At 64.3% G+C, this 23,519-nt stretch carries 25 protein-coding genes; 11 read left to right on the top strand and 14 right to left on the bottom strand.

Annotation, left to right across the window (positions count from 1 at the left end; genetic code table 11):
• Positions 1-49 precede the first annotated feature (49 nt).
• Complete coding sequence (locus AC0Z42_RS02665; protein ID WP_485466677.1) at positions 50-2,578, top strand: TonB-dependent receptor; 2,529 nt, start codon at positions 50-52, stop codon at positions 2,576-2,578.
• 11 nt (positions 2,579-2,589) lie between these two features.
• On the top strand, positions 2,590-4,434 hold the full coding sequence (locus AC0Z42_RS02660) for a phytase (protein ID WP_485466676.1): 1,845 nt from the start codon (positions 2,590-2,592) through the stop codon (positions 4,432-4,434).
• A gap of 5 nt (positions 4,435-4,439) precedes the next feature.
• On the opposite strand, the gene AC0Z42_RS02655 is transcribed toward AC0Z42_RS02660, so the two are convergent.
• Both AC0Z42_RS02655 and AC0Z42_RS02650 read right to left on the bottom strand, forming a co-directional pair.
• Positions 4,440-5,561: a Gfo/Idh/MocA family protein gene (locus AC0Z42_RS02655; RefSeq protein ID WP_485466675.1), complete on the bottom strand. Its 1,122-nt coding sequence runs from the start codon at positions 5,559-5,561 to the stop codon at positions 4,440-4,442.
• A 28-nt stretch (positions 5,562-5,589) separates the two neighbouring features.
• Entirely contained in the window at positions 5,590-6,780 is a 1,191-nt protein-coding gene (locus tag AC0Z42_RS02650; RefSeq protein ID WP_485466674.1) for a phytanoyl-CoA dioxygenase family protein, read from the bottom strand.
• 91 nt (positions 6,781-6,871) lie between these two features.
• Here AC0Z42_RS02650 and AC0Z42_RS02645 point away from each other — a divergent pair, with 91 nt between their 5' ends.
• Positions 6,872-7,909, top strand: coding sequence for a LacI family DNA-binding transcriptional regulator (locus AC0Z42_RS02645; protein WP_485466673.1), 1,038 nt, complete (start codon positions 6,872-6,874; stop codon positions 7,907-7,909).
• A 6-nt stretch (positions 7,910-7,915) separates the two neighbouring features.
• Here the strand turns inward: AC0Z42_RS02645 and AC0Z42_RS02640 are convergent, their stop codons facing one another.
• Entirely contained in the window at positions 7,916-8,302 is a 387-nt protein-coding gene (locus AC0Z42_RS02640) for a VOC family protein (RefSeq protein ID WP_485466672.1), read from the bottom strand.
• Positions 8,303-8,411: 109 nt separating this feature from the next.
• Here AC0Z42_RS02640 and AC0Z42_RS02635 point away from each other — a divergent pair, with 109 nt between their 5' ends.
• Positions 8,412-9,284 carry an EamA family transporter gene (locus AC0Z42_RS02635; protein ID WP_485466671.1) on the top strand — a complete coding sequence of 291 codons (873 nt, stop codon included), beginning with the start codon at positions 8,412-8,414 and terminating at the stop codon, positions 9,282-9,284.
• A gap of 101 nt (positions 9,285-9,385) precedes the next feature.
• On the top strand, positions 9,386-9,757 hold the full coding sequence (locus tag AC0Z42_RS02630; RefSeq protein WP_485466670.1) for a c-type cytochrome: 372 nt from the start codon (positions 9,386-9,388) through the stop codon (positions 9,755-9,757).
• 33 nt (positions 9,758-9,790) lie between these two features.
• Here AC0Z42_RS02630 and AC0Z42_RS02625 read toward each other — a convergent pair whose 3' ends face one another.
• The 3 genes from AC0Z42_RS02625 to AC0Z42_RS02615 form a co-directional block, all read right to left on the bottom strand.
• The gene (locus tag AC0Z42_RS02625) at positions 9,791-10,105 is read right to left on the bottom strand and encodes a hypothetical protein (protein WP_485466669.1); all 315 of its coding nucleotides are present in this window, start codon (positions 10,103-10,105) and stop codon (positions 9,791-9,793) included.
• 226 nt (positions 10,106-10,331) lie between these two features.
• Positions 10,332-10,865, bottom strand: coding sequence for a GNAT family N-acetyltransferase (locus AC0Z42_RS02620; RefSeq protein ID WP_485466668.1), 534 nt, complete (start codon positions 10,863-10,865; stop codon positions 10,332-10,334).
• Positions 10,866-10,882: 17 nt separating this feature from the next.
• Complete coding sequence (locus AC0Z42_RS02615) at positions 10,883-11,446, bottom strand: helix-turn-helix domain-containing protein (protein ID WP_485466667.1); 564 nt, start codon at positions 11,444-11,446, stop codon at positions 10,883-10,885.
• A gap of 126 nt (positions 11,447-11,572) precedes the next feature.
• Here AC0Z42_RS02615 and AC0Z42_RS02610 point away from each other — a divergent pair, with 126 nt between their 5' ends.
• Complete coding sequence (locus AC0Z42_RS02610; protein WP_485466774.1) at positions 11,573-12,661, top strand: flavodoxin family protein; 1,089 nt, start codon at positions 11,573-11,575, stop codon at positions 12,659-12,661.
• A 70-nt stretch (positions 12,662-12,731) separates the two neighbouring features.
• Positions 12,732-13,379, top strand: coding sequence for a LysE family translocator (locus AC0Z42_RS02605; RefSeq protein ID WP_485466666.1), 648 nt, complete (start codon positions 12,732-12,734; stop codon positions 13,377-13,379).
• Here AC0Z42_RS02605 and AC0Z42_RS02600 read toward each other — a convergent pair.
• Positions 13,376-14,137 (bottom strand): alpha/beta fold hydrolase, encoded by a 762-nt coding sequence (locus tag AC0Z42_RS02600; RefSeq protein WP_485466773.1) that lies wholly within the window; start codon positions 14,135-14,137, stop codon positions 13,376-13,378. The two genes, AC0Z42_RS02605 and AC0Z42_RS02600, sit on opposite strands and share 4 nt — an antisense overlap.
• An 85-nt stretch (positions 14,138-14,222) precedes the next feature.
• Between AC0Z42_RS02600 and AC0Z42_RS02595 the strand changes: the two genes are divergently transcribed.
• Positions 14,223-14,981, top strand: coding sequence for an AraC family transcriptional regulator (locus tag AC0Z42_RS02595; protein WP_485466665.1), 759 nt, complete (start codon positions 14,223-14,225; stop codon positions 14,979-14,981).
• On the opposite strand, the gene AC0Z42_RS02590 is transcribed toward AC0Z42_RS02595, so the two are convergent.
• The 7 genes from AC0Z42_RS02590 to AC0Z42_RS02560 form a co-directional block, all read right to left on the bottom strand.
• Positions 14,978-15,667 carry a CatA-like O-acetyltransferase gene (locus AC0Z42_RS02590; protein WP_485466664.1) on the bottom strand — a complete coding sequence of 230 codons (690 nt, stop codon included), beginning with the start codon at positions 15,665-15,667 and terminating at the stop codon, positions 14,978-14,980. The two genes, AC0Z42_RS02595 and AC0Z42_RS02590, sit on opposite strands and share 4 nt — an antisense overlap.
• Positions 15,668-16,393 carry a hypothetical protein gene (locus AC0Z42_RS02585; RefSeq protein ID WP_485466663.1) on the bottom strand — a complete coding sequence of 242 codons (726 nt, stop codon included), beginning with the start codon at positions 16,391-16,393 and terminating at the stop codon, positions 15,668-15,670. It lies immediately after the preceding gene.
• A 45-nt stretch (positions 16,394-16,438) separates the two neighbouring features.
• Positions 16,439-17,590: an MFS transporter gene (locus tag AC0Z42_RS02580; RefSeq protein ID WP_485466662.1), complete on the bottom strand. Its 1,152-nt coding sequence runs from the start codon at positions 17,588-17,590 to the stop codon at positions 16,439-16,441.
• Positions 17,591-17,741: 151 nt separating this feature from the next.
• Positions 17,742-18,026, bottom strand: a complete 285-nt coding sequence (locus AC0Z42_RS02575; protein WP_485466661.1) for a pentapeptide MXKDX repeat protein — start codon at positions 18,024-18,026, stop codon at positions 17,742-17,744.
• A gap of 86 nt (positions 18,027-18,112) precedes the next feature.
• A complete protein-coding gene (locus tag AC0Z42_RS02570; protein WP_485466772.1) occupies positions 18,113-18,844 on the bottom strand; it encodes a molybdopterin-dependent oxidoreductase in 732 nt (243 codons plus the stop codon).
• A 51-nt stretch (positions 18,845-18,895) separates the two neighbouring features.
• Positions 18,896-19,501, bottom strand: coding sequence for a cytochrome b/b6 domain-containing protein (locus tag AC0Z42_RS02565; protein ID WP_485466660.1), 606 nt, complete (start codon positions 19,499-19,501; stop codon positions 18,896-18,898).
• On the bottom strand, positions 19,501-20,295 hold the full coding sequence (locus tag AC0Z42_RS02560; protein WP_485466659.1) for a DUF1223 domain-containing protein: 795 nt from the start codon (positions 20,293-20,295) through the stop codon (positions 19,501-19,503). The genes AC0Z42_RS02565 and AC0Z42_RS02560 overlap by 1 nt, the downstream gene beginning before the upstream one ends.
• A gap of 126 nt (positions 20,296-20,421) precedes the next feature.
• On the opposite strand from AC0Z42_RS02560, the gene AC0Z42_RS02555 reads away from it, so the two are divergent.
• From AC0Z42_RS02555 to AC0Z42_RS02545, 3 genes are all read left to right on the top strand, one after another.
• Entirely contained in the window at positions 20,422-21,006 is a 585-nt protein-coding gene (locus AC0Z42_RS02555) for a sigma-70 family RNA polymerase sigma factor (protein ID WP_485466658.1), read from the top strand.
• A complete protein-coding gene (locus tag AC0Z42_RS02550) occupies positions 21,003-21,650 on the top strand; it encodes an NrsF family protein (protein ID WP_485466657.1) in 648 nt (215 codons plus the stop codon). The genes AC0Z42_RS02555 and AC0Z42_RS02550 overlap by 4 nt, the downstream gene beginning before the upstream one ends.
• Before the next feature lie 367 nt (positions 21,651-22,017).
• Entirely contained in the window at positions 22,018-23,517 is a 1,500-nt protein-coding gene (locus AC0Z42_RS02545) for a DUF4331 domain-containing protein (protein ID WP_485466656.1), read from the top strand.
• Positions 23,518-23,519 lie beyond the last annotated feature (2 nt).

Here is a 23,519-nt window from a genome sequence, read left to right as displayed (position 1 = left end):
GCTGCCTAGAATCCGCCCGGTTCCTTCCTCTTACCCTACCGAGCCCCACATGAAAACCTGCACTGCTTCTTCGATGTCCACCCCGCTGCGCCGGTCCGCGCTGGCCCTGGCCGTGATGGCCGCTTGTAACGCGCCAGCCCTGGCTCAAACTTTGGACGAGTCCGCTACAGTAGTCGTCAGTGGCCAGCGCTCCAGCCTGCGCAACGCGATTGCGGCGCAGGAAAAGGCCGACAATATCGTCAGCGTGATCAGCAGCGACGATATCGGCGGCCTGCCCGACAAGAACGCGGCCGAGGCGCTGGCCCGCCTGCCCGGCGTTTCCGTGCAGCGTGACCAGGGCGAAGGCCGCTATATCACCGTGCGCGGCCTGGGGCCGGACCTGAACGCCGTCACCATCAATGGTGCGCTGGTGCCTTCGCCCGAAGCGGGCCGCCGCGCCGTCGCGCTCGACATCCTGCCCGCCGGCCTGATCCGCACCCTGGAAGTATCGAAAACCCTGCTGCCGGAAATGGACGCCAACTCGCTGGGCGCCACGGTGGAAGTGAAATCGCTGTCGGCCTTCGACGTGCCCGGCAAACTGTTGTCGGCGAATGTCGCCGCCAGCCACGATGAAAAAACCGGCAAGACCAGCCCCAGCGGCGGTGCCCTGTGGGCCCAGCGTTTTCTCGACGGCAAACTGGGCGTGGCGGCCGGCATCAGCGCCGAAAAGCGCTCGTTCGGCTCCGATGACGTGGAAACCGGCGGCGCCTGGGCCAATGGCCGCCTGAGCACCGTGGAACTGCGCGACTATCTGCCGGTGAGGAAGCGCGGCGCGCTGGCCGTCAATCTCGACTACCGTCCGGAAGCGGGCAACAGCTGGTTCCTACGCTCGTTCCTGAGCGAGTTTTCCGACAATGAAGTGCGCGACCGCTTGACCATCAGCAATATCGCCGGCGGCAGCCTGGCCGAAGGCGAAACCGGCACGGCGCGCGCCGAGCGCCGCATCCGCCAGCGCAAATACACGCAGCAGGTAAGGTCCATGGTACTGGGCACGCAGCAAAAGGCGGGCGACTGGACGTTTGATATCAAGGGCGGCGCCAGCCGCGCCACCGAAGACACGCCCGAGTCGCTGAACGACGGACGTTTTCGCGCCACCAGCAATATCGCCGGCGTGGCATTTACCGACAGCCAGCAGCCGCTCCTGACTGGCCCTGCCGCGCTGTACGACCCGGCCGGCTATGCGCTGAACGCGATTACCCTGCAGCAGCGCTATTCGAAAGACACGGAACACCATGCGCGCATTGATCTCACCCGCAAGTTCGACATTACCACCCTGAAATTCGGCGCCAAGACCAGCCGCCGCGAAAAAACCAATGACACCAATCAATGGGCGTATAACAGCAGCAAGGCCACCAGCGGCAATTACTGGGGCGCCGGCAGCACCGCCATGAGCGCGTTCGTGCAGGGCCGCAATCTCGACTACGACCTGGGGGCTATCGGCGTGGCGCTCGACCCGGCAGCGATCCGCGCCCGCGTCGCCGGGCTGGACCGCGACAAGGCGCGCCTGTCCACCGAATCCATCATCAACGACTACCGCATGCACGAAGACATCGATGCCATGTACGTGCAGAACAGCGTTGATTTTGACGCCTGGCATGTGCTGGGCGGCGTGCGCGCCGAGCGCACCAGTTTCGAGGCCGCCGGCTCGCAAGTGAACAGCAGCGGCGTCGCCACGCCCTTGAGCCGTGAACGTTCCTATACCAACTGGTTGCCGAACCTGCAAACGCGCTACGATCTCGACCATAAAACCAGCGTGCGCGCGGCCTGGACCCAGGCTGTGGTACGCGCCAACTTCAGCCAACTGGCGCCCGGCGTCAGCCTGGCCAGCAATACGGAAGCGGTGATCGGCAACCCGGACCTGAAACCCTTGAAAGCCAACAACCTGGACCTGGGCATCGAGCGCGTGCTGGGCAACGACGGCGTGGTGTCGGCCTATGGTTTCTACAAGGACATCAAGAATTTCACCTATACCACCAACCTGGCCGGCACCGGCCAGTGGGCCAGCTACACCAGCGCCAGCTCGTATGCGAATGGCGGCGCGGCCAAGGTAAAAGGCATCGAACTTTCTTATATGCAGCCGCTGCGCATGTTGCCAGCGCCGTTCAACCAGTTCCTGCTGGGCGTCAATGGCACGCTCACCACCTCGTCGGCGCAGATAGGCCGGTTTGACAAGGCGGCCGGGCGCCAGATCGGACGCACGATACGCCTGCCGGGCCAGTCGAACCAGGTCATGAACATCATGCTGGGCTATGAAACGGGGCCGGTCAGCGCCCGTTTGGCGCTCAACTACAAGTCGCCGTATTTGCTGGAAATGGGCGGCGATATCCTGCAGCAAAGCCAGGACCATATCGTCGACAGCCAGAAGCAGCTCGATTTTTCGCTGTCCTACCAGGTCAGCAAGCAACTGCAACTGACGTTCGAAGCGGCCAACCTGAACAATGAAAAATACTATGTGTATCAAGGCACGAAGCAGTTCAACGTGCAGAACGAACAATACGGCCGCACCTACAAGCTGAGCCTGAAAGCGAGCGCTTTTTAATGAAAACGAGCATGAAACAATCCCTGCTCTGCGCCGCCCTGCTGGCCGCGTTTGCTGCCCCGGCCAGCGTGCTGGCCGCCACCCTGCCCGCTTTTACGCAACAGGCCGAAGAACTGGCGCGCCTGCCCGGCGGTGGCTGGCTGGCGCTGGACAAGCACGGCCTGCACCTGTTCGACGCCAACGGCCGCGAGCAAGACAGCATCGCCGTACGGGCAAAGCAGCTCGATAGCCGCATCGACGGCAACAAGGTGCTGGCCGTATTCCTCGAAGCCGACACCCAGCGCCCCGTGCCCGTCACGGTAGACCTGCAAGCGGGCAAGCTGGTGCGGCTGGCGCCGTTTCCCGACGCCACCTTTTCGGTGGAAGCATCCTGCCTGTACCGCGACGCCCAGCAGCTCGATCATCTGTTCCTGGTCGCCAAGGACGGCCAGGCCGAGCAATGGGTGATGCAGGGTGAGCAGCGCCGCCTGGTGCGCAAGCTGGCGCTGCCGCCGCATGTCAAGCATTGCCGGGTCGATGATGGCGCAAAGCGGCTGCTGGTCAGCGAAGGCAATCTGGGCGTATGGGCCTATGAAGCCGAGTCCGAAGGCATGGGCAGTCGCGAGGCCGTGGCCCTGCGCCGTCCTTACGGCCAGCTTGACGGCGGCGCCGGCGCCCTGGCCGTGCTGCCGGGCGGCGTGGCGGTGCTGGACGCCAAAGCCGAAAAGCTGCATCTGCTGGCCCGCAAGGACGGCCGCTGGACAGCTTCGGCAGCACAAACCGTGGTGCTGGACGTGCGCAAGGGTGACAGCCAGCTGGCGCTGGACCAGGGCCAGTTGCTGCTGCGCGGCAAAAATGGCTGGCAGTCGCGGGCGCTGGCATGGCAAGGCAAGTCTGAAAAGGCCATGCCCATGGCCATTGTCGAACCGCAAGCGCAAACGGAGCCGATGGCGCGCCAGGGTGACGCGGCCGACGATCCGGCCATCTGGCTGGCCAGCAACCCTGCCGATGCGCGCATCCTGGGCACGAATAAAAAGCAGGGCTTGCTGGTCTACGACCTGCAAGGCAAACAAACCCAGCTGTTGGAAGTGGGCCGGCTGAACAATGTCGACGTGCGCCAGGGAATTAACTTGGGCGGCACGACAGTCGACCTGGCCGTCGCCACCCGGCGCGACGACAACACCATGATGTTGTTCAGCATCGCCGCCAATGGCGAAGTCAAAGTGGCCGGCAATTTTGCCACCGGCCTGAACGATATCTACGGCATGTGCTTGTACCAGCCAAAAGCGGGTGGCGTCGAAGCCTTCATCAACGACAAGGACGGCACGTTCCAGCAGTACAGGATCGGCATGGTTGAGGGCAAATTCAGCGCCACCCTGCTGCGCAGCTTCAAGGTCGCTACCCAACCCGAAGGCTGCGTGGCCGATGACGCCAGCGGCCGGCTGTTCCTCGGCGAAGAGCGGCGCGGCGTGTGGACCACCTCGGCCGACGCGGCCAGGCCCGATGCGCTGGCCATGGTGCTGCCGGTCGGCGCCAACCTGGCGGCCGATGTGGAAGGCATGGCCATCTACCACGGCCGCGACGGCGCGGCCAGCTATCTGGTGGTATCGAGCCAGGGCGACAGCAGTTACGTGGTGCTCGACGCCCTCGCCCCCTACAAGGTGCGCGGGCGCTTCAAGGTCGGCTTCAACCTGGCCGCCGGCATCGACGGTACCTCCGAGACCGATGGCCTGGAAGTGACCTCAAGCAACCTGGGCGGCCCGTATGCGCAGGGCATGCTGGTGATCCAGGACGGCTACAAGCGCTTGCCGGACGGGCCGCAGAACTTCAAATATGTGGCGTGGCGGGATGTGGCGAAGGCCTTGAAGCTGGATTGACGGCTTTATTCCAGCGACACCCAGCCCCGCTCGTGCATCGAGCGCAGCGCGGCATCGACCACTTTGTCGACCTCGTAGCCATCGCGAAACGTCGGCCACACGGCCTTGCCGCTGGCGATCGCCTGCAAGAAGTCGCGCGCCTCGATCACGATCTGGTCGTTATAGCCGGTGCCGTGCCCGGCGCCCTGGCTGAACGCCAGGTAGTCGGGGTGCGCAGGGCCCATCATGATGCGCTGGAAACCCTGGCGCTGGGCAGGGCGGCTGGCGTCGTACAGCCATAGTTCGTTCTGGTTTTCCTGGTCGAAGGCAAGCGCGCCTTTGGTGCCCGTGATGCGGTACGTATAACCCATCTTGCGCCCGGCCGCCACGCGGCTGAACGTCAATGCGCCCAGGGCACCGCTGGCAAAGCGCAGCATCAAGTTGCCCTGGTCGTCGTTTTCCACCGCTTCCCGGCCCTTCGGCCCGTCGCGGTGCGCATGCACCACGTTCATGTCGGCCACCAGCCTGTCGACCGGGCCGGCCAGGCGCAGCACCAGGTTGATCAGGTGCGAGCCGACATCGGCCAGGGCGCCGGCCTGGGTGGCGGTGGCCGCGCGCGTGCGCCACGAAGCCTGCGCGCGCGGGTCGTGCAGATAGTCTTCCACGTGCTCGGCCTGCACATGGATGATTTCGCCGATCTCGCCCGCTTCGATGATCTGGCGCGCCAGCTGGCTGGCCGGCGTGCGGATATAGTTGAAGCCCACCATATTGGCCACGCCGGCGCTTTCCGCCGCCTCGGCCAGCAGCAGGGATTCGGCGGCGGAAAAGCCCAGCGGTTTTTCGCAGAACACCGGTTTGCCCAGCGCCAGCGCGGCCAGCACGATCTCCTTGTGGGTATGCGGCGGCGTAGCGATGATAATGGCGTCGACCTGCGGATCGGCCACCAGCACGCGCCAGTCGCCGGTGGCGCGGTTCCAGCCCAGTTCCCGGGCGCAGCGCGCGGCGCCTTCTTCGCTACTGGTGCAGATGAGTTCGCAGACAGGTGTCAATTCGGTGTTGAAAATGCTGCGCACGGATTTCCAGGCGATGGTGTGGGCCTTGCCCATGTAGCCGGCGCCGATCAGGCCGATGCGGATGGTATTGGTCATATTGTCTCTCTTGGTTACAGGTAGATGCTCAGGCTTGCTGGCGCCATTGTTTGTCGGCCAGCGCCGCGGCCAGGCGCGCAGGTGGCCATTGTTCGTCCAGCGCCTGCAGCATGATCTGCTGCTGGGTGGCCGGCGCCATGCCGCCGAGCGGCGGGTCGCGGTCGAGGTTGCAGGGAAAGGCATAGCCTTCGGCGCAGGCAGCCACCGCGTGCGCCGCTTCGTCGCGGGTTTGCCCCTGCGCGCGCAGCGCCAGCAGGGCCGGATACAGGGCCTGGCTCATGGCCTGGCGGTCCAGCGTTTCCATGGCGCGGCCGAACGGCGACGACACCTGCAGCAGATTGGCCATGCGCCGGATGTCGTTTGATCGGTTGTGGCCGGCGGCATGGAACAGCGCCGGATTGAAAAACACAGCGTCGCCGGTTTTCAGGGGCAGTTGCACCTTGTGCTGTTCGAAATAATCGCGGAACGCGCTCTGGTGATACGCCAGGTAGCCGGCCGGGTACAGCTGCGAATACGGCAGGTACAGCGTCGGCCCCGATTCGAGCGGCATGTCGCAATGGGCAACAGCGCCCTGCAAGGTCAATGCCGCCGACATCCGATGCACATGCGCCGGATAGCTGGCGCTGCTGGCCTCGCTTTGAAAGCCCAGGTGGTAGTCGCGGTGCGCCGACTGTGCCGCGCCGCCCGGGTTGACTACATTGACCTGCGCCGTCATCTGGTAGCCGGGCCCCAGCCAGGCCTGGCTGATCCAGGCCAGCACCGGATTGCCGTAATAGCGGGCGAACGCGGCAGGGTCGCGCAGGCAAAGCTTTTGCTGGGCATTCCAGATGCGGTCGTTGGCGCCGGGTTTGGCGAAATGGTCGCCACTGGCGCTGCCGCTGGCATGCTGCTCGGCGATCAGCTCACGAAACACGCCACTCACTTGCTCCAGGATATCGATGTCCGCCACGGCGCGCTGAAGCACGATCACGCCGGGGCCGCTGAGCAGCGCCCTGCCCCATTCGGCCTGCAGCGCTTGCAACGCTGCCGGGTCCTGGCCCAGGTGCCGCACGCTGTCGCAGTCGTAGACCGGCACCTTCGACTGCACGCTTGCTGCGTGCGGGTAATCGGCAATATCGGTTTGCCGGCTGGTCAGGTGGTGGAATGCGTCAAGGTCGCAGTCCTGCCTGGACAGCCAGTAAGGCTGCGGCGGCGCGCTGGCGGCAAGGTGTTCGTGCATGAAGGTCTCCTGTGTTTTTTGAATGTAAAATCAGTATAAGCAAGGAAACCCGCATTTTTGATCCGAAAACCCCTCAAGAAACCGTCAAACCATGGCCCATCCTTTTCCTTTGAAAGTTGTCGCACTGCAGGCCGGCGTCAGCCTTGCCACCGTCGAGCGCGTCGTCAAGGGCGGCGCGGGCGTGCACGCTTCGACCGTGCGCCGCGTGCTGCAGGCGCAGGAGGAACTGGCCAGGCAGAGCGTGCAGGTGGGCTTGTCCGGCAAGAAATTCATGATCGATGTGCTGATGGTGGCGCCGCAGCGTTTCACGGACTCGGTGCGCCAGGCGCTGGAGGCGGAGCTGCCGTCGCTGCACCCGGCCGTGCTGCGCTCGCGTTTTCACCTGCATGAAACGCTGGAGGTAGAACGCATCGTCGAGCTGCTGGACCGCATACGCAAGAATGGCAGCCATGGCGTGCTGCTCAAGGCGCCGGACCTGCCGCCAATCTCGGCCGCCGTGGCCAGGCTGATGGAGGCGAACATTCCCGTGGTGACGCTGGTGACCGACCTGCCCGGCTCGCGGCGCAGCACGTACATCGGCATGGACAACCGCGCCGCCGGCGAAACGGCGGCTTACCTGATCGGCCAGTGGATGGGGGGCACGCAGCAGCAGGTGCTGGTCACCCTCAGCAGCAACCGCTACCACGGCGAGGAAGAGCGCGAGCTCGGTTTTCGCCGCGCGCTGCGTGAACGCCACCGGCACTTGTCCATCGTCGAAGTGAGCGAAGGCCACGGCATCGATGGCAGCACGGGGCCACAGGTAGCCCAGGCGTTGCTGGAGCACCCGGGCATTGCCGGCGTGTATTCGATAGGCGGCGGCAATGCAGCCATCGTCGAAGCGTTCGCCCAGGCGAGCCGGCGCTGCCAGGTCTTTATCGGCCATGATCTCGACGCGGACAACCTGGCGCTGCTGCGCGCTGGCGCCATCCAGGCCGTGCTGCACCATGACCTGGGCCAGGACATGCGCCGCGCCTGCCAGGATATCTTGCGCGCGCTGGGCGCGCTGCCACCTTTGAAGAAGGCCCAGTCGCTGTCGGCGATCCAGATCGTCACGCCATGGAATTTGCCGGCGCTGGCAGCACGGCAGTGACGATGCTTACTGCCCCGGCGGCGGCTGCCACAGTTCAACCTTGTTGCCCTCGGGGTCAAGCACCCAGCCGAACTTGCCGTATTCCGACGCCTCGCCCACCTCCAGCACATTGCAGCCTTCGGCCCGCAAGGCGTCCAGCAGCGCGTCGAGATCGTCGACCCGGTAATTGATCATGAAGGACGACGTGCCGGGCGCATACGGATTGTCCTGCGCCGGCGCGATATTCCAGATGGTGTTGCCGGCGCCGGGCTGGCCATCCTCCCCGGCCCAGCTGAACGCCGCGCCGCCCCAGTCCTGCACATCGATGCCCAGATGGGTCTGATACCAGGCGCGCAAGATTGCCGGGTCTTTCGCCTGGAAAAAGATACCGCCGATGCCGGTGACTCGTTTCATGTGGGCTCCGTGTAGAAAAGCAAATTTGACGACCTGCTCGCCAAGCATACGCCGCGTACATCCAATCAGCCAGCCACTATTCAAGCGTGGCGTATTAAAATCACGCCCCATGACCTCGCCCGCCACCACCTCTCCCGTTCCCGACAGCATCCTGCTCCCTTCCCTGGCAGTACTGGGAGGGCAGATCTCCGTCAACCTGGGCGCGGCGGTGGCCAAAAACCTGTTTCCGGTGATCGGCGTCGAGGGCATTACGGCCTACCGGGTGGGGTTTTCGGCGCTATTTTTGCTGGCGGTGTTCCGGCCCTGGCGTTTTTCGCTCACGCGCAAGGATGTGTTCAATTTGCTGGTGTACGGTTCCGTGCTGGGCTTGATGAATCTGCTGATTTACCGGGCGTTTGCGCTGATACCGATCGGCATCGCGGTGGCCATCGAGGTAACGGGACCGCTGGCGGTGGCGATGCTGTCGTCGCGCCGGCCGCGCGACCTGCTGGCAGTAAGCTGCGCCGTGTTCGGCCTGTATCTGCTGCTGCCGCTAAAGGGTAGTCCGGGCAGCCTGAACCCGGTTGGCGTGGCGTATGCGCTGGGCGCGGCCACCTGCTGGGCGCTGTATATCATCTTCGGCAAGCGCGCTTCTTCACTGCAGGGTGGCCAGGCGGTGGCCTGGGGCATGACGGTGGCGGCCATGCTGACGGTGCCGATCGGCGCGGCCTATGCGGGCACGGCGCTGCTGTCGTCATCGCTGGCCCTGATGGGGCTGGCGATCGCCATGCTGTCGAGCGCGCTACCCTATACCCTGGAAATCTTCGCCCTGCGCCGCTTGCCGCAGGGCGTGTTCGGCATGTTCAGCAGCGCCGCGCCGGCTGTGAGCGCGCTGGCGGCGATGGCGGTGCTGGGCGAGCATCTGAGTTCGATGCAGTGGCTGGCGATTGCCTGCATCGTGCTGGCGTCAGCGATGGCGGCGCTGGGGGCGCAGAAGCGCTGAACCCGCCCGCGCTGTAAAATACCCCATCGCCATGCGCGCAGCAAGCACCACTACATACCATGACTCTTTTCCCGATATCGTTCTCGCGCCTGCGGTGTGCCTTGAGCCTGAGCAGCGTTTTATTCGCCGCCCACGCCAGCGCGGCGCCAGCGCCGGCCGCCGCACTGAAAGGCGACCCCGTTGCCGGCCAAAAAGCGTTTTACAGATGCGCGTCCTGCCACCAGGTTGGCCCTGCCGCGCGCGCCGGTTTCGGCCCAAAGCTGACAGGGGTAATCGGCCGCAAGGCGGGCACGACGCCGGACTACCGCTACTCGACGGCCATGAAAAACGCGAATATCGTGTGGACTGAACAAAACCTGGCCAGCTTCCTGAAAGCGCCCGGCGATTTTATTCCTGGCAATAAAATGCGTTTCTGGGGCCTCGGCAACGCGCAGCAGGTAGCCGACCTGCTGGCCTACTTGCGCACACAATGAGATTGCCCGGTGCGGCGCGATACTCACGCTGATCTAAGCGTCCAACGCCGCCAGCACACCCTTGCGTTTCTTGTGTGCCATCTCATAGCTGCGCACGCGCTTGACCTGCGCTGGCGTCATGCCGGCCAGCCGCTCGCGCACTTGCGCCACCGTCATGTGCTGGTAGCCGTCGATCGGCAAATCGCCGTCCTCCTTGGCCTGCTTCGTTTCGCCCTGCTGCGCGCGCTGCTTGTTGACAATGCGCGCCGCCACTTCTTCTTCGCGGCCCGGATAGCGCCCTTCCTGCTTGAACTCTTTTTCCAGGTGTTTGAATTCGCGCTCGCGCTTGGGATTGGTGCCTGTAGGCATGCTGCCTCCTTGGTCAGGTGAAAAATGTTCAGGGCTGGTCCGGCAGCTTGCCGGTGCACAGGTGGATCGAACAGGCCCAGCAGGCCCCGCTTCAAATCACCGCGCGGCAGGCCCGGCCTGAACATGAACATGAACATGAACATGAACACTGAAGTTTAGGTGCTGCAGGCACGACGGGCATTCAGAACACGCCGCGGGGCGCTGTAGGACGATCACTGATTTGCCGTCAGCGGCCATGCCCCGTCAGCTGCTTGTACATGACGGTGGTGGCGTCCAGCCTGCCGCCTTCGGGCGCCAGCGCGTAGCCGGGAATCACGCCGGCAATATCGTAGCCCAGCGATGCATACAAGGGTTCGGCGTGGTCGTGGGTGCACGTGTCGAGCGTCAGCAACTGGCGCGGCAAGGCGCGCGCATGCTCTTCCGCCGCCTGCATCAACTGGCGCGCGATGCCGCGCCGCCGGTATGCGGGGTGGACCAGCAGCTTGCGCACTTCAGCCCGGTGCGCCTGGTTGGGCGGCGTATCCCAGTCCAGCTGCACCGCGCCGGCGATTGCGCCATCGAGTTCACACACCAGCAGCAGGCGCTTGCCCTGCGCCACGGCTGGCATCACATTGCGGGTCCAGAAGGCATCGCTGTCGCCTGGACCGAACGGCAGGATAAAGCCGATACTGGCGCCGTGGTGCACACAGGCGTGCAGCAAGGCGGACAGTTGCGGCAGGTGCGCGGAAATGGCGTCGGCGTCCAGGGTGACAAGCTGCATGGGGTCCTCACAAGTGATCACACAATCAATAAAAAGTAGCGCGCGCCGCTGTCAGCAGGCGTATCGAAGGCGCTGGGGCCGGACAACTGGTAGCGCAGGCAGTCGCCGGGCAGCAAGTCGTGGCGCTGGCCATCGACCGTCACGGCCAGCTTGCCTTCCTGCATCAGCAAATGGTGTTCCATGCCGGGCCGGGGCGACGTCGCATACGCAATATGGGCGCCGGCGTCGAGCTCGCATTCGAGCGCTTCGCCGGCCAGCGCCTGCGACGGCGGCGAGACGGAGCGGCGGCGAAAGCCGGTTTGCGGATCGCTCCAGACAGGCTGGTCCGCATGCCGCAGCAGCGCTGGAAAGTCCTCTTCCACCATGCGCAGCAGGCGCGACATGCTCAGGCCATAGACGGCGCACAAGCGGCCCAGCACGCTGGTGGTGGGGCTGACCTCGGCGTTTTCCAGGCGCGAAAGGGTGGCACGGCTGACCTGGCTTTGCGCAGCCAGTTGGTCCAGCGACCAACCCTGCTCCATGCGCAGCTGGCGCAAGCGCTGCGCAAGGCGCAGCTCAGTAGCGTGTTCTGTATTTTCCATATATGGGAATATATTCCATAAATGGAAAATTATCAAGCATCAGGGCTTACCGTTGCGCAACGCACAGACCCACCCGCCCCACGCTGCCAGCATGATTCATCACACAAGGAGAGCGCCATGCCAGCGATGAAAGACAAGCCAGCCATTCCGCCAGCACGCCAGGGCCAGGCCCCCGCAAAATTGCAGCGCGACGAATTCCATCTGCAATTCGTGCGCTCGTTCGCCGACCCTACCTTCGACAAGGTGCGCGCGGCGCTGGCTCAGGTGGAAGACGTGGCTTGGAGCAATTACCAGGACAGCCGCAAAGCGCCCGTCACGCAAAAGGCCGGCCCCGGCTTTGCCGACCCGGACTATGACCTGTCGGTGGAATGGAAGGAAACCCGTGACCGCCTGCTGGCGGCCGAAGCGCGCCAGAAAGATCCGGCCACGCCGTCGCGCGTGCTGCTGATCTGCGCGTCGGCCCGCAACGACGGCACCTGCCCTGGCGAAATTTCAAAAACCTGGCGCATGACACTATGGGCGCGCGAAGTCCTCGAAGCCGAGGGCGTGGTGGTGGAACTGCTGGACCTGAGCCTGCTCACTTCCTCGTATGACCTGCATATCCACCCGTGCAAGGGCTGCGTCTCGACCGCCATGCCGCTATGCCACTGGCCGTGCAGCTGCTACCCCAACCATGGCGAGCGCCAGGTCAACGACTGGATGGCGTCGATTTATGAGCAATGGACAGCGGCGCACGGCGTGATCATCATGACGCCTGTCTACTGGTACCAGACGCCAGCCGTGCTCAAGCAGATGATAGACCGCCTGGTGTGCGCCGACGGCGGCAATCCCGACCCCACCTCCACCCATGGCAAGAAGGCGGTCGAAGCCAAGGCGCTGGAATTGCAGGGCTGGGATTATCCCAAGCACCTGGCCGGGCGCGCCTATGGACTGGTGGTGCATGGCGACGTGGCCGGCATCGAGGGCGTGCGGCGCGGCCTGTCCGACTGGCTCGACTGGATGGGCCTGGTCGCGGCCGGCGCCAAGGCAAGGCTGGACCGCTATATCGGCTATTACGAAAGCTACGCGCAAAGCCATGAAACCTTGGACCGCGACACGGCGATGCAGGAAGAGGTGCGCAACGTGGCGCGCGCCGTCGCAGAAGCCGTCAAACGCCAGCGCGTGGGTAACCTGGCGCCGCCCGATGCGCAGCTGGACTCGCTACGGCCTAAATAAGAGGAAGCGACCCGGCCGGCGGCAAAACTTCGTACAATAGGGGCCGCTTGATTTTTTATACAGGTACCCCATGCATTTCTCGAACTGGCTGCTGTTTTGCGGCGTTGCCCTGCTTGTCACGTTTTCGCCCGGCCCGGCCGTGCTGCTGGCGATCTCGAATTCGATCGCCGTCGGCCCGCGCCGCGCCATGGTCAGCAGCTTGGGCAATGGCGTGGGACTGTTCATTATTTCCGGCGTCGCCATGGCCGGCATGGGCGTGGTGCTGGCCACCTCGGCCACCGCCTTCATGCTGTTGAAACTGGCCGGCGCCTTGTACCTGGTCTACCTGGGAATCAAGCAGTGGCGCAGCAAGACCAGCATCGTTGCCGCAGCGGACGTTTCCTTGCAGCCGCGCGCGGCCAATCCACATTCGAACTGGAAACTTTTCCGCCAGGGCCTGACGGTGGCGCTGACCAACCCGAAAGCCATCCTGTTCTTCTCGGCGCTGTTCCCGCAATTTATTACGCCGGGCGAGCCGGTGGCTATCCAGTTCGCCGTGCTGACGACCTCGTTTGTCGCCTGCGCCATGCTGGCCCATCTGTTCTACGCCACCCTGGCACGCCTGTTGAAAAGCCAGCTGGCCAGCCCCGGCCGCGCCAAGCTGTTCAACCGCATTTCGGGCGGCGCCTTCGTGCTGCTGGGGCTGAGCTTGTTGCGCCTGCGCAGCAAGGCGGCCTAAGCCAGCAGGAAAGCCTCGATGCTGGCCGCCAGCGCCAGCGGGGTTTCGTTCATCGGGTAGTGGCCCGCATTGTCCAGCACTGCCAGTGTTGCTTGCGGATACCACGCCAGATAAGTGCGGCGCATCAGGGCCGCATCGAAACGCGGGTCATGCCTGCCGACCAGCGCCAGCAATGGTACATCCAGCCGCGCCTGCGCCACTTCGGCGCTGAAATCTGTGTCGCTCCAGGAAACAAAATACCTGGCAAAGGCGACCGGCTCGGCGCTGGCCCAGGAGTATTGCGCTTTCCAGTCCAGCCAGGCCGCAGGCAGGCGCCCGTCCGTGCTGCGGTCGATAATTGCGCGCCGTGCCGTCAAGTTGCCGGCCGCTTCAAGAAACAGCGCACGCGCCGGTGCATCGAGCGCCACGCCGCAACAGGGCACGGGCGCCACCGCCACCAGCTTGCGCAGGCGCCGGGGCGCCAGCAAGGCCAGCCTTTCCATCGCCATGCCACCCATCGAGTGGCCCAGCACGCTGAAGGTGGCCAGGCCCAGGCTGTCGGCCAGCGCCAGCGCATCGCGCGCGACTTTCTCCATCGTGTATTCGCCGGCCGCGCCGCGCATGGCGCCATAGCCGCGGCTGTCCATGAAGAAATAGCTGAAGCGATTGCCGTCCAGCCCTGCTTCCATCGGTGCGAACGCCTGCGCGTCGCCGAACCAACCGTGCAGGACGATCACAGCGTGCTCGCCCTTGCCATGGCGATGACAGGAATTGACCATATTGTTACCTTTCAAATCAGCGATGGTAACGGTCACGCAGTCGGCCCGCTACCGTTAGCGGGTCAGATACTGTAGAGTTCGGGCCATGAGCGATTTTTATACGGAGGTGCCGCGTGAGCTGATCACCACCAGGCGCGACTATGCCGCCGGCACGCAATTTCCCAGCCATCGCCACGCGCGCGGCCAGTTTGCCTGCGCGGCCAGCGGCGCCATCAGCGTGCATACGCCGCAAGGCAACTGGCTGGTGCCGCCGCAAGGCGCCTGCTGGTTGCCGCCCGGCATGGAGCACGCCATGCGCATGCATGGTGATGTGACGATGCTCAATGTTTTTGTTGACCAGCGCGCCATTGCCCGAGTGCAACTGCAGCCAGACTGCCGGGTGCTCGATGCGACGCCGCTGCTGCGCCAGTTGCTCGCTGAGGCGGTCAAAGTGGAGCCGCTGTATGCGCCCGACTCGCGCGCAGGCCGGCTGATGGCCTTGCTGCTCGATGAAATCGGCGCCATGCCGGCGCTGCCCCTGAGTGCGCCGCTACCGCACGATGCGCGGCTGGCGTGCCTGTGCGCCAGCCTGCTGCGGCAACCCCATCTGCATGACGACCTCGACGCCGTGGCTGGCCAGGCAGGCATGAGCCGGCGTACGTTCACGCGCATGTTCCGCGCCCAGACCGGCCTCGGCTTTGCGCAGTGGCGCCAGCAAGCCTGTTTGCTGACGGCGATTGCGCGCCTGGCCGACGGCCAAGCCGTTACCCGCGTGGCGCTCGACTTGGGCTATGCCAGCCCCAGCGCCTTTACGGCCGCGTTTCGCCGGGTGCTGGGACAGGTGCCCAGCGCATATTGCCCCTAGGCGATGAGGGCGGCGATGCGCTGATCCAGTGCCTGCGCCAGCTTCTGGATATGGTAGCCGTCGACAAAGCCGTGATGCGCCTGCACCGAAAACGGCACCGCCATGCGGCCATCGACGCCGGCGCCGAACTTGCCCCAGCTGATGCACGGGATATCGGCGTCGCCATGGCGGTAGACCGGGTGCTCGATGGCGCGCAGGTCCAGCCATGGCAGGCTGGTAATAAAGATATTGTGGCGCTGTTCGCGCACGCTTTCCCCTTCGCCGGTATTGATCAGTTTGGCTGAAGCTTCGGCGATGCGCTTGGCGTCCAGGCTGCGGGCGATAAACAGGTCCAGCTGGTCGGTCATCTCGAAGCGCGTGTAGTTCAGATTATCGTCGGCATTGATGACGGTGTAGGAAGCGGGAAAGTCATCGATCCTGATCACTTCGCCATCAAGAATGCGGTACATGAAGTTGTCGCTTTGCTTGACCGTGTTCAGCACGCAATACAGGAAGAAGTGGAATACGGGAATTCCCTGCTGCTTGCACCAGGGCCGGAAATCCGGCACGTCGAGCAGGAAATTGATATTGACCAGCGGATTTTCAAACGAGCTGAACAGCTCGTAGCGGTCGCGCCGCTTTTCAAAATTTTTCATGCGGCGAGTGTAGACGATGGATGCGCTGGCGGGCAAGTCCAGCGGCTTCATCTATTTGCTGTCGACCGGTATCATCAGAAACACCATCGCGCGCGCGGCGCCGCCCGGTTTCCACGGCGGATTGATGACCGAGATATCGTGCACGCCCAGCCGGGCGAAGTCTTCCAGGCTATACGTCCAGCCGGCCGCATTCGGGTTGGCCTTGACGAATTGGTCGTAGCGTTCGTTCTGGCCCAGCGAGCTGATATCGGCGCGCACGCCCAGTTGCTCGAAATACTGCGCTTCGCGGTTGCCGCCCTGGCGGCTGAGACTGTCGATCTCGGCCATGAATGCTTTCTGCTGCTCTGGCGTCAAGGCGGCATAGATCTTTTGGGCGCTGTCATCGAGGGTCAGTTTCTCCAGCTTGCCCGGCCCGCCGTGGTAACCGATCATGGCAAAGTTGCTGACGATCTTTTTGATTCCCGCAGGGAAAACATAATTGGCGCAGGACGACAGGCAGAACTCCATCACCCGGACATCGAGCTTGCGCGCGCGCACCCATCCGCCCAGGTCCATGCCCGCATTGACTTCGCCGCCCGGACTGCGTATCGACAGCACGGCCGGCTTCTCCGCCAGGCTGTCATACAGCGCGGTCAATTGCTGGTTCGCCGTCTGATTGATGGGACCGATATATTCCAGCTGGCCATTGCTGAAGTACACCTGGGTTGTGTCTTCCCCGGCAGCCATGGCCGGAGACAAAAACGCCAGCAACGCGGTGCCGAATATCAAAGTACGCATCAAAAAACCACCTTGGCAAAAAAGGAAATCAAAAACGCATAGGCATCACGGCTGCAAATCCTGTTGCACGCGCCACGCCAGCGGCAAGGTCAGCAGCAGCATGGCGGCCAGCGCCAGCAAGGCCAGCGGTACGCCGGTGGCGTCGCCGAGCGCACCGAACAGTACCGGCGCGACGGCACCGCCGCCGATGCTGCCCGTATAGAACAGCGCAAAAGCCTGCTCGCGCTTGCCGGGCGCCGCCAGTTCCGGCACCATGCCGTACAGCACTGACGAGGTGCCGTTCAGCGCCAGGCCCAGCAAGGGCAGCATGGCCATGACGGCGGCCAGCGGCAGCCACAGCGCCAGCACGATCAACAGCGAGGTCATCGATTCGGTCAGCCAGACGGTTTTCATCATGCCGATGCGCGCGCCCAGATAGCCGCACAGCAGCTTGCCGAAAGCACCGCCGACGAACAGCAGCGACAGGGCCAGGCCGATGCCCGCCGTACCGGCGCCCTTGCTTTTCAGCAGGAATGGCAGAAAGGTGAGAAACCCCATGCGCACGGCGCTGTCAAGGGTGCCGGTCGCCAGCAATGCATGAAAGCCGCCACGCGCCTGTTTGCCGGCGATGGCTTTGCGCACGGTTTGCTGGCTGGCCCGCACCTCGTCCGGCTTGGGTAACAGCCACCACAGCAAGCCGGCGGCGGCCAGGCCCAGCAGCCCCAGCAGGCCGACACTGGCCTGCCAGCTGCACACCAGCAGCAGCAAACCGACCAGCGCGGGAATCAGGGTCTTGCCGATATCGCCGGCGAAATTGTATTGTGACAGCGCCTCCTTCACGCCGCCGCCCGCCTCATGCGTGTCGGTCACGATCGACGAGGCAAGCGGATGCTGAACGCTGGCGCCCAAGCCGCCCAGCAGCAGCGCCATCAGCAATACCGCCAGGCCACCGGCCAGGCCGGCCAGCAGATAGGCCAGGCCCGCCAGCGCCGTGCCGGCCACCAGCATGCGTTCGCGCCCCCAGCGTTTGGCCATGCGGCTGGCCAGCAGCTGGAAACTGGCCATCGTGCCCGAATACGCGGCGCGCAACAGCCCCACCATGGCATAGCTGAGGCCGAACTGCGCCTGCCAGAGCGGCAGCAGCACATAGATGGCGTCCGTCAGGCCGTCGTGCACGGCGTGCGCGCCGCAGGCAGCGAACAGGGAGCGGCGGCGCATGGATTTTTCAGCGCCAGCGATGGGAGCAAGAGGGGTAAGCGGAGGACGTGAAGCTGGCGCGGCAGCGGGCGTTTCGGTCATGGCCAGGCAGGAAGAAAAGCGATGAGTTGCCAGTCTACACCCTGCCCGGCGATGACGCCACGATCGGCGTTTATTTGGCCATGGCGTCTTTCTTCATCTCATCCTTTTTCATCTCGTCTTTTTTCATGTCATCTTTTTTCATCATGCCGTCCTTGGCCATGGCATCTTTTTTCATGTGTTTCTTCGGCATCGGCTTGGCCATGCCGTCCTTGCCCATGCCGTCCTTGTGCATGGCGTCGGCCGAGGCATCCTTGGCCATCGGATCTTTCTTCATGGCATCCTGGGCCAGGGCGGCGCCCGACATGAAGATGGTGGTGGCGATAATGGCGGTGATGGTGGCGATGGTATTTTTCATGATAATTCCTTGTCTTGAGGTTGGATGGGACTATGCCCGGGTTTGATACAGGTGCTACAGGTACCACTGGTACTGCTGAAAAACTGTCAGGAACCGCCAAACCAGTTGTAACCCTGGTCTTCCCAATACCCTCCCGTATAGGTATTGGTGACGAACATGGCCTGCACATGCTTGGGATTCTTGTAGCCCAGCTTGGTCGGCATGCGCAGCTTCATGGGGTAGCCATACTTGGGCGGCAGCGGCTGGCCGTCCCAGCTCAGCGCCATGATGGTTTGCGGATGCAGCGCGGTGGCCATGTCGATGCTGGTGTAGTAATCGTCGGCACACTTGAAGGCGATATATTTCGCCGTCTTGTCGGCGCCGACCAGGTCGAGGAAATGGGCGAACGGCACGCCGCCCCACTTGCCGATGGCGCTCCAGCCTTCCACGCAGATATGGCGCGTGACCTGCGTCTGCTGCGGCAAGGCGCGCAGTTGCGGCAGGCTCCACGGCTTTTTGTGCGCCACCAGGCCGCTCAACTCTACGCGCCAGGCGTCGCCGTCGACCTGCTCGACTTCGTCCTCGCCGTAATAGGCATTGAAGGGAAACGGCCTTGTGATCATGGAATCGGGGTAGGTCGGCGCCAGCCTGGACGGATCGAACAGCCAGCCCTGCACCCTGTCATTGAAGCGCGATACCGTCACCAGGGCGGCGTCCACGCTGGCCTGGTCGCCGATATTGCAGCCCGTCAGCAAGGACAGGCCGCCCAGGCTCAGGCTGCGCTGCAGGAATTGCCGCCGCGACGGTTGCGCAACCTGGCGCAGGGCGTCGGCCAGCATGGCCTGGCCCTGCTGGTGCACGATAATGGTTTTTTTCATGATGAGTAACTCCTAACGTCCGCGCAGCATGGCCAGCAAGGTGCGCGGCACCAGCGCCACCATCACCAGGTGCACCACCACAAAACCCACCAGCGCCGCCATGGCGAAAAAATGCACGCGGCGGGCGCTCTCGTAGCCGCCCAGCAGCTCGCGCAGCAGGGGGAACTGCACCGATTTCCACAGCACCAGTCCCGACAGCACCAGCACGATGCAATCGAGCATGACGAACAGATAGGCGGCGCGCTGCACCATGTTGTAGTGGCGCGGATCGGCATGGGCCAGCTTGCCTTTCAGCGCGGCGGCCAGGTCGCGCAGCAGCGCCCCTGGCGACAGGGGAAAGAACTGGCGGCGCAGCCGGCCGCTGGCGATATTGATGAGCAGATACAGCACGCCATTGGCCAGCAGCAGCCACATGGCGGCGAAATGCCATTGCAGGGCGCCGCCCAGCCAGCCGCCCAGGGTCAGCGCGCGCGGCAGTTCGAACGGGAAGAACGGCGCCGCGTTATAGATGCGCCAGCCGCTGGTGGCCAGCAGCACCACCGCCACCGCGTTGAGCCAGTGCGTCAGGCGCAGCCAGGCGGGATGGATCACGGCGCCCGTTGCGGCGTGGGCGGCCATCACAGCGCGCCTCGTGCGCAAGGCGCCATGCCGACGGCTTGCAAAATGGTGCTGCCTTCGGCCTGCTGCACAAAGGCAACGGCTTGCAGCCGGTCCTGGTGCCAGCCGGCTGGCAGGCTCACTTCACGGCGCAGGCTGGCGCGACCCTGGACCAGCGGCACCGGCCCCAGCCACAGGCGCACGGCCGCGTCATGGCGCAGGGTGGCGCCGCGGTTCTCGCCGCGCAGCACCTGCGAGACGATGCCGCTTTCGCTGATGGCCAGGTACAGCTTGCCGCCCGTATGGCCATCGACGGCCGCCGCCTGCGCGTCGAGCAGCAGCTTGCCGTCCTGCCCCGGCATGGCCGACAGGCGCAGGTTGACGGTTGCCGGGGTCGCGTTGATGCGGGCGATCGCCGCGGGCAACTGCGCGTCCCAGCCACGCACTTCCTTGCCGCCGACGAAAAACTGCGGCGTGTACGCCACGTGCTGGCGCTGGTCGCGCAGCAGTTCGGCCTGGCGCGCGTCGAACGGCGGCTGCGCCAGCGGATCGGCCCAGCCGATGCGGTCCCAGTAGGTGACATGCAGGGCCAGTGGCACCACCAGGCCGGCCGCGCCCGCTTCCTTGCGCAAGGCGTTCAGGCGCTGGTCGGCCGGTGGGCAGCTGGAACAGCCTTCGCTGCTGTACAGCTCCACCAGCGCCGCCGTGCGCTCGCCGCTGGCCACTTCGCAGCGCGGGCCGGCGGCCGCCTGCGCCGCGATGGCCGACAGCAGGACGGGTACGAGGATTGCTGACAGGCGGTGCTTGATATTCATGATGAGTAACCGTTATAGTAAAAAAGAAGCGTGCTTGCCCCTCAATTCGCCACGGCAGCGCAATTGGTTACAGGCCCCGTCGATTATTTTAAAAATATTGTTCACCGCCTGTCACCAAAGGTCCACATGCAACGAATACCTGTCAGTGAGCAACTGCACGGCACCGAGCTGCGCCTGCATGGCCTGATGCTGCGTGGACTCGATGGCGATGCGCAGGCGTACCGCAGTTTTTTGCAAGCGACCAGCGCCCATTTGCGCGCCTTTTTGCGCCGGCGCTTGCAGCGCTGGCCGGACGAGGTGGAAGACCTGGTGCAGGAATGTTTGCTGGCGATCCATAACCAGCGCCTGACGTACGATACCGGCGTGCCGCTGACGTCGTGGATCCATGCGATCGCCCGCTACAAGCTGATCGACTGGCTGCGCCGGCATGCGCGGCGCGATGCGCTGCACACGCCGTATGACGAGGACGACGATGCGCAGGCGCTGTTTTCAAGCGCCGACGCGGATGCGGCCGAGGCCAGCCGCGACCTGGCCAGGCTGCTGGCCACCTTGCCGGCGCAGCAGCGCGACGCCATCGTGCATACCAAGCTCGACGGCTGGTCGGTGCGCGACACGGCCAGCGCCATGCGCATCTCGGAAGCCAGCGTGAAAGTGGCCGTGCATCGCGGCCTGAAGGCGCTGGCAGCCAATTTAAGGAGTACAACGACATGAAAACCGATGATTTGATCGCCATGCTGGCCAGCGGCCCCGACGTGGCCGCCGCGCCGCCGCCGGGTGCGCGCTGGCGCACCGCCGCCACCCTGGGCGCGGGCCTGCTGGCCAGCGTGGCCCTGATGGTGGCCCTGCTTGGCGTGCGCCCCAACCTGGCGCAACTGGCGTTGCAGCCCGACTTCTGGATCAAGGTGGCGTTTGTCGCCAGCGTCTGCCTGGCGGCCTGGCATGCCAGCCGCCGCCTGGGCGTGCCTGGCGCCAATATCAATACCCTGCTGCCCTGGCTGGCCGTGCCGCTGCTGCTGATGTGGGCGCTGGGCGCCTTCACCGTCGCCACGGCGGCGCCCGAGCAGCGCACCGAGCTGTTCTGGGGCGCCACCTGGCGCAGCTGCCCGCTGCTGATCGCCTTGCTGTCGCTGCCGATGCTGGCCGCCGTGCTGCGCGCCATGCGCCAGCTGGCGCCCACCCGTTTGCGCCTGGCGGGCGCGGCCGCCGGATTTGCCGCCGGCAGCACGGCCGCCCTCGTGTATTGCCTGCACTGCCCTGAAATGGCCGCCAGCTTTGTCGGCTTCTGGTATGTGCTGGGCATGCTGGTCCCCGCCGCCATCGGCGCCCTGCTGGGGCCCAAAGTGCTGGCCTGGTAGCCACGCGGCGAGGCAGGCGAGTCCAGCCTATCGACTCCATAGCGACAAACTCACGCATTCCCACCGGCCGCGCCGCAGCGTGTTCGCGGCCCGGCTGCCCTGCCGCCCGGCAAACGCTGGCGGCCGCGCTGAAGAATGGCCAGACTGCCATTATTTCTTGTTCGCTCAATATTTATTTTTCTTGTACCAAAAGAAACGCGTAGATTGGATGGGGGCCTGCCAGCCCCGCAAACCGATCGATGCCGATTCTTCCCCAAAAAAATTGCAAGAATTTGAATCCGGTCACGTTTGCCATCCGTACAAGTTGGGCAGCTCCGTAATTCATTGAAGTATTGCCTTTGCGAACAACAATTCAGGGAGAATCGACATGTCATTGTTACAATCGAAAACCGCACTGGGCGCCGCCATCCTCGGCAATCTGCTGGTCATGGCGTTCGCGCCATCGGCCTTCGCTTCCAGCCACCGCGAAGCACCGTTCATCACGCAAAACCCAAAAGTCGACGCCACCGACTTCTATATGTTCCGAAGCTATGAAGCGGGCCGTGGCGCCTACACCACCCTGGTGGCCGACTATGTGCCGCTGCAGGACGCCTATGGCGGCCCGAACTACTTCACCATGGACCCGCAAGCGCTGTACGAAATTCATATCGATAACAATGGCGACGGCAAGGAAGACCTCACCTTCCAGTTCCGCTTCACCAACACCATCAAGGACGCCCAGTTCACCGTGGGCGGCAAGAAAGTGTCGATTCCGCTGGCGATCAACGGCGGCGCCATCGACACGGTCAACCCGGCCGGCCTGAACGTGCGTGAAACCTACAGCGTCACCGTGGTGCGCGGCGACCGGCGCAGCGGCACCCGCACAGCGGTCACCAATGCCACCGGCGGCGGCACCACCTTCGACAAGCCGGTCGACAATATCGGCAACAAGTCGATCCCGAACTATGCGGCCTATGCGGCCCAGCACGTGTATGCCGTCAATATTCCCGGCTGCGCCACGCCGGCGCGCATGTTTGTCGGCCAGCGCAAGGACCCGTTCGTGGTGAACCTGGGCGAAACGTTTGACTTGATCAATATCAAGGCACCCGCCACCGAGTTTGCCGCCAACGCCGAATCGGCCACCAAGGATGACCTGGCCAAGAAAAACGTCACCGCCATCGAAATGGAAGTGCCTACTTCATGCCTGACGGCAGGCGCCGACCCTGTCATCGGCGGCTGGACCACCGCCAGCCTGCGCCAGGGCCGCTTGCTCAACCCGGCGCCGGGCACCACCACCACCGCGTCGAAAGAAGGCGGCGCCTGGGTGCAGGTATCGCGCCTGGGCATGCCGTTGGTGAATGAACTGGTGATCGGCCTGAAGGACAAGGACCGCTTCAATGCCAGCAAACCGTCAGGCGACGCGCAGTTTGCCGACTATGTGACCAACCCGACCGCACCGGCTCTGGTCGAAGTGCTGTTCGGTTCGGCCGGCGCCAAGGCCCCGACCAACTTCCCGCGCAATGACCTGGTCGCGACTTTCCTGACCGGTATCAAGGGCGTGAACCAGCCGACCACGGTGACGGCCTCGGAAATGCTGCGTTTGAACACCTCGATCGCGGCCACCGCCGTCGGCGCGCAAAACCGCTTGGGCGTCATCGGCGGCGACAATGCCGGCTTCCCGAACGGCCGCCGTCCTGGCGACGACGTGGTCGACGTGGTGCTGCGCGTGGCGATGGGCAAGCTGTGCACCCTCAATATCGGCTGCGCACCGGCCGATGCGCCAGCTGGCGGCCTGCACTTCACGGATGGCGCCTACCTTGACGAAAAAGTGTTCACGCCAGGTTTCCCTTACCTGGCAACCCCGATCGCCGGCTCGCCACAGATGTAATC

The organism is Janthinobacterium sp. 1L-D-8-B-C4 (assembly GCF_057291295.1).
Note: the sequence above shows the minus strand (reverse complement) of the source record. Positions and strands in the feature narration are given on the sequence as shown.

Bases quoted from the DNA above. Each gene is read 5' to 3' on its own strand.
- AC0Z42_RS02665 (WP_485466677.1), top strand. From the start codon at position 50: ATGAAAACCTGCACTGCTTCTTCGATGTCCACCCCGCTGCGCCGGTCC.
- AC0Z42_RS02660 (WP_485466676.1), top strand. From the start codon at position 2,590: ATGAAACAATCCCTGCTCTGCGCCGCCCTGCTGGCCGCGTTTGCTGCC.
- AC0Z42_RS02655 (WP_485466675.1), bottom strand. From the start codon at position 5,561: ATGACCAATACCATCCGCATCGGCCTGATCGGCGCCGGCTACATGGGC.
- AC0Z42_RS02650 (WP_485466674.1), bottom strand. From the start codon at position 6,780: ATGCACGAACACCTTGCCGCCAGCGCGCCGCCGCAGCCTTACTGGCTG.
- AC0Z42_RS02645 (WP_485466673.1), top strand. From the start codon at position 6,872: ATGGCCCATCCTTTTCCTTTGAAAGTTGTCGCACTGCAGGCCGGCGTC.
- AC0Z42_RS02640 (WP_485466672.1), bottom strand. From the start codon at position 8,302: ATGAAACGAGTCACCGGCATCGGCGGTATCTTTTTCCAGGCGAAAGAC.
- AC0Z42_RS02635 (WP_485466671.1), top strand. From the start codon at position 8,412: ATGACCTCGCCCGCCACCACCTCTCCCGTTCCCGACAGCATCCTGCTC.
- AC0Z42_RS02625 (WP_485466669.1), bottom strand. From the start codon at position 10,105: ATGCCTACAGGCACCAATCCCAAGCGCGAGCGCGAATTCAAACACCTG.
- AC0Z42_RS02620 (WP_485466668.1), bottom strand. From the start codon at position 10,865: ATGCAGCTTGTCACCCTGGACGCCGACGCCATTTCCGCGCACCTGCCG.
- AC0Z42_RS02615 (WP_485466667.1), bottom strand. From the start codon at position 11,446: ATGGAAAATACAGAACACGCTACTGAGCTGCGCCTTGCGCAGCGCTTG.
- AC0Z42_RS02610 (WP_485466774.1), top strand. From the start codon at position 11,573: ATGAAAGACAAGCCAGCCATTCCGCCAGCACGCCAGGGCCAGGCCCCC.
- AC0Z42_RS02605 (WP_485466666.1), top strand. From the start codon at position 12,732: ATGCATTTCTCGAACTGGCTGCTGTTTTGCGGCGTTGCCCTGCTTGTC.
- AC0Z42_RS02600 (WP_485466773.1), bottom strand. From the start codon at position 14,137: ATGGTCAATTCCTGTCATCGCCATGGCAAGGGCGAGCACGCTGTGATC.
- AC0Z42_RS02595 (WP_485466665.1), top strand. From the start codon at position 14,223: ATGAGCGATTTTTATACGGAGGTGCCGCGTGAGCTGATCACCACCAGG.
- AC0Z42_RS02590 (WP_485466664.1), bottom strand. From the start codon at position 15,667: ATGAAGCCGCTGGACTTGCCCGCCAGCGCATCCATCGTCTACACTCGC.
- AC0Z42_RS02585 (WP_485466663.1), bottom strand. From the start codon at position 16,393: ATGCGTACTTTGATATTCGGCACCGCGTTGCTGGCGTTTTTGTCTCCG.
- AC0Z42_RS02580 (WP_485466662.1), bottom strand. From the start codon at position 17,590: ATGCGCCGCCGCTCCCTGTTCGCTGCCTGCGGCGCGCACGCCGTGCAC.
- AC0Z42_RS02575 (WP_485466661.1), bottom strand. From the start codon at position 18,026: ATGAAAAATACCATCGCCACCATCACCGCCATTATCGCCACCACCATC.
- AC0Z42_RS02570 (WP_485466772.1), bottom strand. From the start codon at position 18,844: ATGCTGGCCGACGCCCTGCGCCAGGTTGCGCAACCGTCGCGGCGGCAA.
- AC0Z42_RS02565 (WP_485466660.1), bottom strand. From the start codon at position 19,501: ATGGCCGCCCACGCCGCAACGGGCGCCGTGATCCATCCCGCCTGGCTG.
- AC0Z42_RS02560 (WP_485466659.1), bottom strand. From the start codon at position 20,295: ATGAATATCAAGCACCGCCTGTCAGCAATCCTCGTACCCGTCCTGCTG.
- AC0Z42_RS02555 (WP_485466658.1), top strand. From the start codon at position 20,422: ATGCAACGAATACCTGTCAGTGAGCAACTGCACGGCACCGAGCTGCGC.
- AC0Z42_RS02550 (WP_485466657.1), top strand. From the start codon at position 21,003: ATGAAAACCGATGATTTGATCGCCATGCTGGCCAGCGGCCCCGACGTG.
- AC0Z42_RS02545 (WP_485466656.1), top strand. From the start codon at position 22,018: ATGTCATTGTTACAATCGAAAACCGCACTGGGCGCCGCCATCCTCGGC.